We start from the raw sequence: 13,295 nt of genomic DNA on the forward strand, positions 1-13,295 counted from the left end.
TGCCGCCGGCCAAGTGTAGGCGCGTTACGGAAAAGTTACACGCATATAGAGCGGGATGGATGGATCGGCAGAGCATATCTATTTGTTTTTAAATGCTTATTATTTTCGTGACATTAATGGCTGTTTAATTCAATGAATGCAAAAATATATACACGCTAAAAGAGCGAGTATGCAGATTGAAGCACACGATTCCCGATACACGGGTCAAATCGAAGACCAAGGTTGAAGCCGCAGCGTTTGACGGCGACACGACACCACCGAACGGTGCTGAACTCTTGGAGCGCGAGAGCCGCTGGAACTACGCTCTTGTCGGATCGGGCATCGGTGTCTGGGACCACAATCTTCGTCTCGGCAAGCGCTATTATTCCGATACTTGGAAGATCATGCGTGGCATGGCGCCCGACGAGGATGCGGACGGCGATTACGACACGTGGATCGAACTCATCCACCCCGATGATCGGGACTTCGTCATAATGGCCGTCGCTCGGCAGAACGCCGGCGACCCGGACTATCAGATTTTCGAGTATCGCGAGCGCCACAGGGGCGGACATTGGATTTGGATCGAGTGCCGCGGCGCTTGCGTCGAATGGGAGGAAGACGGCGCGCCTGCCCGGCTAGTCGGTACCGATACCGACATCACCGAGCGCAAGGAGGCTCAGGAGCGGCTTGCGCACGTGTCGCGACGCCTCGATCTCGCCCTTGATATTTCTAATATCGGCGTCTTCGAGGCCGACATCGAGCTGGGCACGGTCGATTGGGACGACCGACTCCTGGCAATATACGGCATCACTGACACATCACCGGCCAGCACCGGAAGCGCCTGGGAAGCTTCGTTGCATCCGGACGACAGGAACCGTGTACTGGCGACCATCAATGACAGCATCGCCAACAATGCCGATTTTCAGCACGAATTCCGCATCATCAGGCAGGACGGTATGGAGCGCGTCATTCGCGCAAAGGCGGCCTTCTTCCTTGATAGCGACGGGCGCCGCAAGCTGATTGGTGCGAATTGGGATGTCACCGCCGAAGTGCGGCTCAATAGTGAGTTGCAGCGCGCCAAGGATCTCGCGGAAGCCCGAAACAAGGAACTCGAAGGCGCCAAGGAAAGCATCGAGCATCTGGCGCTCCATGACTATCTCACCGGCTTGCCCAATCGCCGTTACCTGGATCGTATGCTGGACGAGCGTTCCGCCGCATGTCGCCAGACCGGCCTGACGCTCGCGATCCTCCATATCGACCTCGATCGGTTCAAGCAGATCAACGACACGCTTGGCCACCGTGCCGGCGACGCGATGTTGAAGCATGCTGCACAGGTCTTGAAGAGGAATGTCCGTTCGACCGATTTCGTGGCTCGTATTGGTGGCGACGAGTTCGTCGTCCTCTGTACGCTCGACGTCACCCCGAAAAAGATCTCCAATCTGGCCGAGCGCATCATCCGCGAGCTCTGCAAGCCTATCCGCTACGAGAGTCACGATTGCCGTTTCGGCGCAAGCATCGGCATTGCGACGGATAGTGGCCCGGCGCTGGATGCCAAGCAACTTCTGCTCAATGCGGATATAGCGCTCTACCGCGCAAAAAGCGGCGGACGCAATCGCCACGAATTCTTCTCGACCGACGAGCGACGCCGCATTATCGCCAGCAAGCGGCTGGCGGACGAAATCCTGCTGGGTCTGGAACGGGGAGAGTTTGTTCCCTTCTACCAGTTGCAGTTCCATGCACGAACGCTCGAGGTTGCAGGCGTCGAAACTCTGGCTCGCTGGCAGCACCGGGAACACGGTTTGCTCGCGCCTGATCGTTTCCTGGCGATTGCCGAGGATCTCGATGTTGTCTCGACGATCGACGGTCTGATCCTCGAGCAAGCACTGGCCGACCGGAAGCGATGGGAGGATGAGGGGCTCCGCATCCCGAAGATCGCGGTCAACGTGTCGTCGCGTCGCCTGGGAGATCCGAACCTGGTGAAAAAGCTTCGCTGCTTGAAGATCGAGCCATGTACGATTTCATTCGAACTGCTTGAATCGATCTCGCTGGACGATTGTGATGATGCCGTGATCGCCAATCTCCGGCACCTGCGCCGCCTCGGCATCGATATAGAGATCGATGACTTCGGTACGGGCCACGCGTCCATTGTCAGCCTTTTGAAGCTGAGCCCGAAAACCTTGAAGATCGACAGCGAACTGATCCGCATGCTGCCACATTCGGCAGAACAGCGGAAACTGGTCCGCTCGATCATCGATATCGGCCGTTCGCTGAATATCCTCGTCACAGCAGAGGGGGTTGAGACGATGGACCACGTCCGCATTCTCTACGATCTCGGTTGCGATATGCTTCAGGGTTATGCGCTAGCCCGTCCGATGCCCGCCCTGCAGATAGCGCCTTTCGTCCGGGCCGCGTCCTGGCGGGGCGTAGATGGCCCTGCCCGTGGCCTGCAACAGGACCTTCGTAAGTCGGTCAGCGGTTCCGGCCAAAGATAAAGGCCTGCATGATTGGCTCGACAGGGACGCATCACATTCCGTTGATCGCAAAAAACCTGTAAACTGCTTTACAGAAAGTCTTCGATTCTCTTAGCGGCACTCCGGCAGTCCCGGATTCCGGGGAAGGAGTGACAGGCGGATTGTGAAACCCTCGCTTTTCCTTTAAGGGGACGCCACGAGATCGATCCACACGCGCTATCCCAAGAGCGCCAACGATAGAGAACAATTGCAATGAACCGTCGCCGCCGTATTTACGAGGGCAAGGCAAAGATTCTGTATGAGGGCCCGGAACCGGGCACGCTGATCCAGTTCTTCAAAGACGATGCCACCGCCTTCAACAAGAAAAAGCACGAAGTCATCGATGGCAAGGGCGTTCTGAACAACCGCATTTCGGAATATATCTTCAGCCATCTGAACAAGATCGGCATTCCGACACATTTTATTCGCCGCCTCAACATGCGCGAGCAGTTGATCCGCGAAGTGGAAATGATCCCGCTCGAGATCGTTGTACGCAACGTTGCCGCCGGCTCGCTGTCCAAGCGCCTCGGCATCGAGGAAGGCGTGGTCCTGCCGCGCTCCATCATCGAGTTCTATTACAAGTCCGACGCGCTCGACGATCCGATGGTCTCGGAAGAGCACATCACGGCATTCGGCTGGGCAAACCCCGCCGAGCTCGATGACATCATGGCGCTCGCCATTCGCGTCAACGACTTCATGACCGGCCTTTTCCTCGGCGTCGGCATCCAGCTTGTCGATTTCAAGATCGAATGCGGTCGCCTGTATGAAGGCGACATGATGCGCATCATCCTGGCCGATGAGATTTCGCCGGACTCCTGCCGTCTGTGGGATATCGATACCCGCGAGAAGATGGACAAGGACCGCTTCCGCCGCGACATGGGTGGACTTCTGGAAGCCTATTCGGAAGTTGCACGCCGCCTCGGCATCATCAACGAGAACGAACCCGTGCGCGGCACCGGTCCGGTACTAGTGAAGTAAGACTTTCAGGCCAAGCAAGACAGGGAAGATAAAGTGATCAAGGCTCGTGTAACCGTCACGCTGAAGAACGGCGTTCTCGATCCGCAGGGCAAAGCCATCGAGGGCGCCCTCGGCGCGCTCGGATTCGATGGTGTCGGCCATGTCCGTCAGGGCAAGGTTTTCGATGTCGAACTCGAAGGGGCCGACAAGGCTAAAGCGGAGAGCGACCTTAAGGCAATGTGCGAGAAACTCCTCGCAAATACGGTGATCGAGAACTATAATATTTCCGTCGACTAATCTGGTCGTGGAGCGCACTCGATGGCTGAATTGACGCAAGAGCTCATGCTTGAGTTGTTGACGAAAATGCACGAGCACATCGACACATTGGATGCCTCTCTTGACGATATCAGGAGCGAAATGCATTGCATGCGCGACACGATGACTTCGATGCAGCAGGAAATACACAGTATTTATGGTGTCCTTGGCCGGCACGAAGGTCGGCTGGAGCGTATTGAAAAGCGTCTCGTACTCAGAGAACTTGCAGAAGCACAAACAAGGTTTTAGTCGCACTCATGAAATCAGCCGTCGTTCAACTTCCGGGTCTCAATCGCGATCGCGACATGATCGCTGCACTGACGAAAATCTCCGGTCGCGCACCGGTGACAATCTGGCAAACGGAAACGGATATTCCGGACGTCGACCTCATCGTTATCCCTGGCGGCTTTTCCTACGGCGACTACCTCCGATGCGGTGCCATCGCCGCGCGCATGCCGGTTATGCAGGCTATCATCGAAAAGGCGAGCAAGGGCGTCAAAGTTCTCGGTGTTTGCAACGGCTTCCAGATCCTTGTCGAGGCAGGTCTGCTACCTGGTGCGTTGATGCGCAATGCCTCCCTCAAGTTCGTCTGCCGCGAGGTCAAGCTCGAAGTCGTCAATGCCGACACCGATTTCACACGCGCCTATTCCAAGGGGCAGATCATTCGTAGCCCAGTCGCCCATCACGACGGCAACTACTTCGCCGACGCGGAGACCCTGGCGAAGATCGAAGGCAACGGTCAGGTGGTGTTCCGCTATGCGGAGGGCACCAACCCGAACGGCTCGATCAACGATATTGCCGGCGTCATGAACGACAAGGGCAACGTCCTCGGCATGATGCCGCATCCAGAAAACCTCATCGAAGCAGCGCACGGCGGTTCCGACGGCCGTGGTCTGTTCGCTTCCGCCCTCGAGGTAATTGCTGCTTAACTTTCGGCACGTAAGAGGCCATCCATCCGGTCCATTGGAGCAAGTTGATGCGCCCTCGCCTTTCGACGACACGTGTTTTCGCCATTGCCGCAACGGCGGCGCTGGTCGCGTCCTGCCAATCGAACACGCCGGCGAAGGGTCCTGATCGGAGCGCGCTTTCCACCATGGAACGCGTTGCTCTTGGGGCGAACGCTTGCTGGTTCAAATCGGGCGACGCGGCCTTTGCCGCCTACAGGCTGGCGCCGGAGCTGAACTCGTTCTCCGGTCGCCCGCGCATTCTCGTCGTGCACAAGGGAAGCCCCGAGAGCCGCCCATTGCTCGTCGTTCAGGCGGAAGGCAACCCCTCCAAGCTCGATGCCTTTGGTCCGATGATGGAAGGCACCACAGGACCGCGGATCGTCAAGGATGTCACCCGCTGGGCCTCCGGCGGCAAGGCTTGCGGCTGATCAATCCCAGAAGAAGGACTTGCTGGCTTCCTTGCGTGCATCCGCACGCGTAACGCCGATGTCCAACAGTTCGCTATCCGTCAGGTCACGGAGCGTCTTTCGGCTCTCCCGCTTTTGATGCCACGACGACAGCTGTCTCCATACGAACTGCAACACGATCCAAGTGCTCGGTGCACGCCCCGCGCGTTGCGAAACACAGTATTGCATCGATTGCACCTGAGGAGACAAAGGTGCAATCAGGGGCTCGTTCTCCTGAACGGCAGACATATCATTCTCCAAGCAGAATTGTATCTGTCGATCAGATAATCTTGACGAACGGAGGGTGACAATATAGAGAATTGTCATCATGACAACTTGGCTCCCAGACGTTACGCGTGGTTCCGGTCCGGTCTACCTTCGGATTGCCGACAGCATTGAAACCGCCATTGCCAGCGGCACATTGCCTGCTGGCAGCAAATTGCCGCCGCAGCGAAACCTCGCCTACGATATTGGCGTGACAATCGGGACAATCGGCCGAGCATATGCACTCGTGCACGAGCGTGGCTTGGTGGCGGGAGAGGTCGGCCGTGGGACCTATGTGCTCGATCGCGCCGAGACCACCCCCGGCAATCAGCCGGATCCGCTGACCATCGCACTCGGGGGCACGCGCGCGATCGATGCGCCAGCCGGCAAGATACGCTTCGATACCACGGCCGCGCCGGATCTTGGCCAAGGTAAGATCATTGGCAGCGTGCTTGCCGCGATCGGTGAGGAACAGCTTTCCGAGATCTCGTCCTATTCCCGCGTCTTTCCAAAGAATTGGTACGAAGCCGGCCGGCGGTGGCTCGCCAGGAACGATTGGATGCCAGACACGGAAAACATCGTCCCTACCCTCGGGGCGCATGCGGCAGCGGTCGCCGTCATTTCGGCCGTGTCATCGCCTGGTGACAAAATCGTATTCGAAGACCTGAGCTACACGCAGGTTAGCCGCAGCGCTCGCATTCTTGGTCGACGCACCATCACAGTTGAGTCCGACGAAAATGGTGTGATTCCCGATGACTTTGAGCGCGTCTGCCTTCAGCAGCATCCCAAGCTCGCGTTCCTGATGCCGACCGCGCACAATCCGACACTGGCAACCATGTCCCACGAACGTCGCGCGCGAATTGCCGAAATTGCACGCCGTCACGGGGTCTGGCTGATCGAAGACGATCTCTATGGCGGAATGACCGGCGACGAGAACCCGCTGCTTGCATCGCTTGCCCCGGATCGCACCTTCCTGATTAGCGGTCTTTCGAAATCGGTAGCTGCCGGAGTGCGCGGCGGCTGGGTCGCCTGCCCGCCGCATTTTGCGCAGCGAGTCAAGGTGACGCACAAGATGATCACTGGGGGGCTGCCCTTCATTCTGGCTGAGGCTTGCGCGCGTCTCGTTGAAAGCGGCCAGGCACACGAGATCCGCAAGGCAAGCACCGCGGAACTGGCTTTCCGCGAGCGGCTCGCTCGGGAACAGTTGCAAGGATACGACTTCGTATCGCATCCGCATGTGCCCTTCCTGTGGCTCAAGCTGCCTGATCCCTGGCTCTCCGGAACGTTCAAGAACGCCGCCTACAGAGACGGCGTGCTGATTGATGACGAGGATGAGTTCAAGGCAGCGCGCGCCGAGAAGGTCTATCATCGTGTGCGGATAGGCTTCTCCTCCCCCCGCAACCGCGAAGATTTGGTTACGGGACTTATGACATTGCGACGCCTGCTAGAAAGCGGCGGCGCGGGCTATGACGGCGAGATCTAAAACTCCGGCGAATCAGCCACAAAGCAGCGACAGCAAGCAGAAGCTACTTTACCCCTACGGAATTCAGATAGCGAATCTGGCGTCAGTCGGACGAGGTAATCTGGATGGCGATCGCTACCAATATCTCGGTCACTCCGGCTCATGCTGGCCAACAAATCTTTGACGAACCGCGTTTCGGCGGGTCCGCCTCGGTACAAGGTGGCGTCGAGCGCGAGGACGGCATCTTTCCCGAGGTAACGGTGTTCTTTGATCCGTTCGGCCAGGATGCCGCCACCGGCTGGAAGCAACAGCTTGCGCGCCCTCGCATCAACCTCGGCACCTCCATCGGCACGTCCGGGGAAGCCACTCAAGTCTTTGCGGGTCTCTCCTGGACGGCGAACTTCAATGAGAAGGTTTTTGCCGAAGCCGGTTTTGGTGGCGTCTGGCACAATGGGGAACTCGAAGGCAATACCGATGGCCAAACCTCGGCTGTCGGTTCCTGTTCCACGATTATCTAGGCGCCGGTTATCGGTTCGATCAGCACTGGAACGTCGTCGCGCAAGTCGCCCATTCGTCCCACGCCAATCTCTGCGACGGGCCGAACAACGGCATGACCCGAGCCGGCATCCAGGTTGGTTACAAGTTCTGACCTTTCGATCAGGTGCATTTCAATGTCCGCTGTCTGTTAACAGCGGGCATTTTCCTGTCGCGCGTTTCATTCACTTAGGCTAAAGACACCGCAATCGCGCAACGGCAGGGACTTCCGAGAGCTCATGACCATTTCCAATACCCGCCCGATCACCCCCGAACTCATCGCCGGCCATGGCCTGAAGCCAGACGAGTATCAGCGGATATTGGACCTGATCGGCCGCGAACCGACCTTCACGGAGCTCGGCATCTTCTCGGCCATGTGGAACGAGCACTGCTCCTACAAATCCTCCAAGAAATGGCTGCGCACCCTGCCGACCAAAGGCCCGCGCGTCATCCAAGGCCCCGGCGAAAATGCTGGTGTCGTCGATATCGACGACGGCGACTGCGTCGTCTTCAAGATGGAGAGCCACAACCACCCTTCCTACATCGAGCCGTATCAGGGCGCGGCTACCGGCGTAGGCGGCATTCTGCGTGACGTCTTCACCATGGGCGCCCGCCCGATCGCAGCGATGAACGCGCTGCGTTTCGGCGAGCCGGACCATCCGAAGACCCGTCACCTCGTGTCCGGTGTTGTCTCGGGCGTCGGCGGCTACGGAAACTCCTTCGGCGTACCGACGGTCGGTGGCGAAGTCGAATTCGACGCGCGCTACAACGGCAATATCCTGGTCAACGCCTTCGCGGCTGGACTGGCGAAGTCGAATGCGATCTTCCTTTCGGAAGCCAAGGGCGTCGGCTTGCCGGTCGTCTATCTCGGCGCGAAGACCGGCCGCGACGGCGTCGGAGGTGCGACCATGGCCTCTGCGGAATTCGATGAATCGATTGAAGAGAAGCGCCCGACTGTTCAGGTCGGCGACCCCTTCACCGAAAAATGCCTGCTCGAAGCCTGCCTCGAGCTGATGCAGACCGGTGCCGTCATCGCGATCCAGGATATGGGCGCTGCGGGCCTCACCTGCTCGGCCGTCGAAATGGGCGCCAAGGGCGATCTCGGCATTCTGCTCGACCTCGATACCGTGCCGGTACGCGAAGAGCAGATGACCGCCTACGAAATGATGCTGTCCGAAAGCCAGGAGCGTATGCTCATGGTTCTGGAGCCTGAAAAGGAAGCCGTGGCGAAGGCGATCTTCGTTAAGTGGGGCCTCGATTTTGCAATCGTCGGCAAGACCACCGACGACCTGCGCTTCCGCGTTGTCCATCAGGGACAAGAAGTCGCCAACCTGCCGATCAAGGATCTCGGCGACCAGGCGCCGGAATATGATCGTCCGTGGCGCGAGTCGGACAAGCCCGCGCCGCTGCCTGCAAACCTCGTCTCCGCTCCGGCAGACTATGGTCAGGCGCTCTTAGATCTCGTCGGTTCTCCCAATCAATCCAGCCGCCGGTGGGTCTACGAACAGTACGACACCCTGATCCAGGGCAACTCGCTCCAGCTTCCCGGCGGTGATGCGGGCGTCGTTCGCGTCGAGAACCATCCGACCAAGGCTCTCGCTTTTTCGTCCGACGTGACGCCTCGCTATGTCGAGGCAGATCCCTTCGAGGGCGGCAAGCAGGCAGTCGCAGAATGCTGGCGCAACATCACGGCAACCGGTGCAGAGCCACTGGCGGCGACTGACAACCTCAACTTCGGCAATCCTGAAAAGCCGGAAATCATGGGCCAGTTCGTCCTGGCCGTGAAGGGTATCGGCGAAGCCTGCCGTGTCCTTGACTTTCCTATCGTGTCGGGCAACGTCTCGCTCTACAATGAAACCAATGGCGTTGCGATCCTGCCGACGCCGACGATTGCCGGCGTCGGCCTTCTGCCCGACTGGAAGCGGATGGCGCGTATCGGCAGCGCATCGAATGGCGATAAGGTGATCATGATCGGCAGAGACGGCAGCCATCTCGGTTCGTCGGCCTACCTGCGCGATGTCATCGGCAGCACTGAAGGCCCCGCTCCCGAGGTCGACCTCTTTGCGGAGCGCCGCAACGGCGACTTCGTACGCTCGGTTATTCGCAACGGCCAGGCAACGAGCTGCCACGATATCTCTTCCGGCGGCCTCGTCCTCGCTCTCGCCGAGATGGCGATGGCGTCAGGCAAGGGCCTGAAGATCGGCCTCAGCGAATGCCGGGGCGCTCCACACGCGCTGCTGTTCGGCGAAGATCAGGCCCGTTACGTGCTGACGGTGCCAGCGGATGTTGCCAATTTCGTCTGTGCTAACGCTGAAGGTGCAGGCGTCCCCTTCCGCCGTCTCGGCACGGTCGAAGGTGAAAGCCTTGTAATTGACGATCTGATGTCGCTGCCAATTCAGCAATTGCGCGACGCCCATGAATCATGGTTCCCTAATTACATGGAAGGCCATGGCACACTGGCTGCCACGGAATAATACGCAAGGAGTAACGATCATGCCTATGAACCCCGGCGATATCGAAGACATGATCAAGGCCGGCATCCCCGGCGCCAAGGTGACCATCCGCGATCTCGCTGGCGACGGCGATCATTATGCGGCGGAGGTGGTAGCGGAAGCCTTTCGCGGCAAGAGCCGCGTGCAGCAGCATCAGATGGTCTACGAGGCCCTCAAGGGGAACATGGGCGGCATATTGCATGCCCTGGCGCTGCAGACCTCGGCACCTGAGTAATGTCGAACGCAAATGCCCGGTTACAAGCCGGGCATTTTGCTATAGCCGCTTTCTGCAAAGACTATACCGGAGCGCGGACCGGCGGTTAGCAGCGTGAAGTCGAAGGATGCTTGCAAATCCGGCCCCAGGACGTACTGCCGATGCACGCGCAGAAAATCCTTCTTGATCTTCCTATAATGTTCAACGGTCAGCATCTGCTTCACGCGAATGAAGATCATTTTCGCAGGGCGGGCGTCGCGCTGTCCGCAAACGGCTACCACCGGCACTTTGTAGAAGTGGATGGCATCGGTCAGACACTGGACATCGAGCCAACTGACACTAGCGCATCGCGCAATCAGGCCCACCCGTGATCGCAGCAATTCCGCGGGACGCAGCAATGCACATTGCAGGATCGCCGAACCGAGGGTCGCAAAGATGACCCTCTTGCCAGACAGGATGTTAGGATCGCGCTCAAGCACCATGCCGATCACATGAGCCGCGACGCTGGAGCCCATGCTGTGCGATGAGATCACATATTCGTCCGCGGCCTCTGACAACGCCGCCCGCGCCGCCTCGGCACGGCGATCGAGCCACTGGTTGAACTGCGAGTCGCTCATACGGGCAAGAGCAATCGCCATACGCCAGTCCGCGAAGAGATGCAGCGTGTAGAAACGCTCAGCGAAGGGCAGAAACGCAAAGACGAAGAAACACAAGGCCAGGGCCACGCTCCACAGGAGATGAAATGCGGGTAGCTCCATTCCGATCGGTATGACGGCGATCGTCGTACTGAGCGCGAAGCCGAGAATCATCATCAGAAACGGAAAGATGAAGAACAGCCCGAACCGCCAAGCATGCCGGAAATAGCCGGCCATTCCACCATAGGCGACCACCTGAAAGGCACTCTGAAAGCCTCTGACGATCTGTGTCGCACGGCCGCCAACTCTAAGCTTCTCGACCAGCGCATTGTGGTCGAAGACATGAATCTGGCTGTTGGTTTCCCAGCCATCCGCGCTCGCCTTCACCTTGAAGCGCGTTGAATCCGCTCCGTATTCTGGTTCGCTCGTCAGCACCGAGAAATCCCAGACCGCTGCACTTTGTTTTGCTGAACGTTCGTAGCGTGCGCTGTGAGCACGCCCGTCAAGTGGCTCGAACCCCGGAAAATGGAGAACGACCCTTTTCGAAATCAATGTCATTATTTTCTTTCGTGGCCGCGGGCGCGGCAGATAATTGCTGCGCCGCAATCGGCGAGAATTGTGGCGAAATCCGGAGCGTCGACTCGGCAAACGGTCATGGCCAACCTGCTGAAGCAGCGGTTAAGGCATTGGAGTAACGCAAGCGCAACAATCCGCGCTCAGCAAACCGGTAGCGTACTCTTTTTTTGCCTGAGCCTGCTGGAATTCCGTCAATCACATGCTATCTAAGCTTAACGATTGAAACGGCGGGCCTTTAACTCGCCTGTGGAAAGGATTAGGTCCCTATGAGCGGTATCAACGAATTCATCGACAACGAAATCAAGAGCAACGACGTCGTCCTCTTCATGAAGGGCACGCCGCAGTTTCCGCAGTGTGGATTCTCCGGGCAGGTCGTGCAGATTCTCGATTATATCGGCGTCGACTACAAGGGCATCAACGTGCTCGCTGACTCCGAAATCCGCCAGGGCATCAAGGATTACTCCAACTGGCCGACGATCCCGCAGCTCTACGTGAAGGGCGAGTTCATCGGCGGTTGCGACATCGTCCGGGAAATGTTCCAGGCCGGTGAGTTGCAGCAGCACCTGCAGGAACACGGCGTGACCGTTCGCGGCGCCGCCTGACCTGTCCGGTCACCGGGCATCCCGCCCGGTTTCCAAATCTTGCATTTTGAGTCCGAGGCGCTGTGCTGAACAGCGCCTTGGCCCGTTTATGGGAATTTCATTGTGACAGATTCATCACAAGCCGTGCACGCGGGCCGATTACCCATGGGCAAAGGGGAATTCATTGCACTCGCTGCCTTCCTGATGGCAGTCAATTCGCTTGCGATCGACATCATGCTTCCGGCGCTTCAGCAGATCGGCGCCAGCCTTGGTGTGGAAAGTGAGAACCATCGTCAGTTTGTGGTCTCTGCCTATCTGCTTGGTTTCGGCGCGGCGCAGCTCTTCTACGGCCCTCTCTCCGACCGCTTCGGTCGCCGGCTGCCGCTGCTGATCGGCCTCGTCATCTATATCTGTTCCGCGCTCGGGATCGCACTGGTGCCATCCTTTGAGGGCCTTCTCCTGCTTCGTTTCATTCAGGGCATTGGTTCGGCGGCAACGCGCGTTATCACAATCTCCATCGTTCGTGACATCTACGGCGGTCGCCAGATGGCAGAAGTCATGTCGCTGATCATGATGGTCTTCATGATCGTCCCTGTTATCGCGCCGGGCAGTGGCCAGATCATCATGTTCTTCGGCAGCTGGCACCTGATCTTCGTATTCATCGCGCTTATGGCTGCTCTCATTTCGGCCTGGGCCTATCTTCGCCTTCCCGAAACTCTGCATCCGTCCAACGTTCGCCCATTTACCGCACGCTCCATCATCGGCGGTTTCAAGCTGGTCCTCACCAACCGGATCGCGCTCTGCTATACGATTGCCAGCACCTTCATCTTCGGCTCGCTGTTCGGGTTCATCAATTCTGCGCAGCAGATCTATGTCGGCATCTACGGTCTAGGGGTCTACTTCCCCTTCGCTTTCGCGGGTGTCGCCATCTTCATGTCGCTGTCGTCATTCCTCAACTCGCGGCTTGTCGGCAAGTTCGGCATGCGGCGGCTGTCGCATGGTGCCTTGGCGGGCTTCATCACGGTCAACACCATCTGGCTGGTGGCCCTTGTCCTGGGGCCGCAGCCGATGCCCTTCCCGCTTTTCATCGGCTTCTTCGGTCTGGCGATGTTCCAGTTCGGTTGGATCGGCTCGAACTTCAATTCGCTTGCCATGGAACCGCTAGGCCATGTTGCGGGAACGGCTTCCTCCGTCCTCGGATTCATGAGCACGGTGGGCGGCGCGCTGATCGGCGCCGGTATCGGTCAGGCCTTCAACGGCACCGCATTACCAATGGTCGCAGGCTATTTCACCGTCTCGATCATCGGTCTGATCTTCGTTTTGATCGCAGAGAAAGGACGCCTCTTCCAACCGCATAACCCCGCGGTCTGATCGAGTCGCCCG

The 13,295-nt window shown here is 58.5% G+C and carries 13 protein-coding genes and 1 pseudogene; 12 read left to right on the top strand and 2 right to left on the bottom strand.

Annotated elements, in window-relative coordinates:
- The first annotated feature begins 176 nt into the window (after window positions 1-176).
- The 6 genes from NBG89_RS07905 to NBG89_RS07930 all read left to right on the top strand — a co-directional run bounded on the left by NBG89_RS07905 (window position 177) and on the right by NBG89_RS07930 (window position 5,136).
- Window positions 177-2,471 carry a putative bifunctional diguanylate cyclase/phosphodiesterase gene (locus tag NBG89_RS07905; protein WP_431322355.1) on the top strand — a complete coding sequence of 765 codons (2,295 nt, stop codon included), beginning with the start codon at window positions 177-179 and terminating at the stop codon, window positions 2,469-2,471.
- Between the two features lie 231 nt (window positions 2,472-2,702).
- The gene (gene purC / locus NBG89_RS07910) at window positions 2,703-3,467 is read left to right on the top strand and encodes a phosphoribosylaminoimidazolesuccinocarboxamide synthase (protein ID WP_007532892.1); all 765 of its coding nucleotides are present in this window, start codon (window positions 2,703-2,705) and stop codon (window positions 3,465-3,467) included.
- A gap of 33 nt (window positions 3,468-3,500) precedes the next feature.
- Window positions 3,501-3,743, top strand: coding sequence for a phosphoribosylformylglycinamidine synthase subunit PurS (gene purS, locus NBG89_RS07915; RefSeq protein WP_007789552.1), 243 nt, complete (start codon window positions 3,501-3,503; stop codon window positions 3,741-3,743).
- Between the two features lie 21 nt (window positions 3,744-3,764).
- A complete protein-coding gene (locus NBG89_RS07920) occupies window positions 3,765-4,010 on the top strand; it encodes a hypothetical protein (protein ID WP_028744592.1) in 246 nt (81 codons plus the stop codon).
- An 8-nt stretch (window positions 4,011-4,018) separates the two neighbouring features.
- The gene (gene purQ, locus NBG89_RS07925) at window positions 4,019-4,690 is read left to right on the top strand and encodes a phosphoribosylformylglycinamidine synthase subunit PurQ (protein WP_088694244.1); all 672 of its coding nucleotides are present in this window, start codon (window positions 4,019-4,021) and stop codon (window positions 4,688-4,690) included.
- 47 nt (window positions 4,691-4,737) lie between these two features.
- The gene (locus NBG89_RS07930) at window positions 4,738-5,136 is read left to right on the top strand and encodes a hypothetical protein (RefSeq protein WP_431322356.1); all 399 of its coding nucleotides are present in this window, start codon (window positions 4,738-4,740) and stop codon (window positions 5,134-5,136) included.
- Here the strand turns inward: NBG89_RS07930 and NBG89_RS07935 are convergent, their stop codons facing one another.
- Window positions 5,137-5,484, bottom strand: a complete 348-nt coding sequence (locus tag NBG89_RS07935; RefSeq protein WP_431322357.1) for a DUF1127 domain-containing protein — start codon at window positions 5,482-5,484, stop codon at window positions 5,137-5,139.
- On the opposite strand from NBG89_RS07935, the gene NBG89_RS07940 reads away from it, so the two are divergent.
- The 4 genes and pseudogenes from NBG89_RS07940 to NBG89_RS07955 all read left to right on the top strand — a co-directional run bounded on the left by NBG89_RS07940 (window position 5,483) and on the right by NBG89_RS07955 (window position 10,141).
- A complete protein-coding gene (locus NBG89_RS07940) occupies window positions 5,483-6,901 on the top strand; it encodes a PLP-dependent aminotransferase family protein (RefSeq protein ID WP_431322358.1) in 1,419 nt (472 codons plus the stop codon). The genes NBG89_RS07935 and NBG89_RS07940 overlap by 2 nt on opposite strands.
- A gap of 104 nt (window positions 6,902-7,005) precedes the next feature.
- Window positions 7,006-7,529 (top strand): annotated as a pseudogene (locus tag NBG89_RS07945) (acyloxyacyl hydrolase).
- 124 nt (window positions 7,530-7,653) lie between these two features.
- Window positions 7,654-9,888 carry a phosphoribosylformylglycinamidine synthase subunit PurL gene (gene purL, locus NBG89_RS07950; RefSeq protein WP_431322359.1) on the top strand — a complete coding sequence of 745 codons (2,235 nt, stop codon included), beginning with the start codon at window positions 7,654-7,656 and terminating at the stop codon, window positions 9,886-9,888.
- Window positions 9,889-9,907: 19 nt separating this feature from the next.
- Complete coding sequence (locus tag NBG89_RS07955; protein WP_088694250.1) at window positions 9,908-10,141, top strand: BolA/IbaG family iron-sulfur metabolism protein; 234 nt, start codon at window positions 9,908-9,910, stop codon at window positions 10,139-10,141.
- A 20-nt stretch (window positions 10,142-10,161) separates the two neighbouring features.
- On the opposite strand, the gene NBG89_RS07960 is transcribed toward NBG89_RS07955, so the two are convergent.
- Window positions 10,162-11,313: a hypothetical protein gene (locus tag NBG89_RS07960; protein ID WP_431322360.1), complete on the bottom strand. Its 1,152-nt coding sequence runs from the start codon at window positions 11,311-11,313 to the stop codon at window positions 10,162-10,164.
- 284 nt (window positions 11,314-11,597) lie between these two features.
- Between NBG89_RS07960 and grxD the strand changes: the two genes are divergently transcribed.
- Window positions 11,598-11,933, top strand: a complete 336-nt coding sequence (gene grxD / locus NBG89_RS07965) for a Grx4 family monothiol glutaredoxin (protein ID WP_007532908.1) — start codon at window positions 11,598-11,600, stop codon at window positions 11,931-11,933.
- 144 nt (window positions 11,934-12,077) lie between these two features.
- Entirely contained in the window at window positions 12,078-13,283 is a 1,206-nt protein-coding gene (locus NBG89_RS07970) for a multidrug effflux MFS transporter (RefSeq protein WP_431322361.1), read from the top strand.
- The last annotated feature ends 12 nt before the right edge of the window (window positions 13,284-13,295 follow it).

Origin of the sequence: Rhizobium sp. YTU87027 (genome assembly GCF_050644135.1) — a bacterium.
Classification (GTDB): domain Bacteria; phylum Pseudomonadota; class Alphaproteobacteria; order Rhizobiales; family Rhizobiaceae; genus Rhizobium.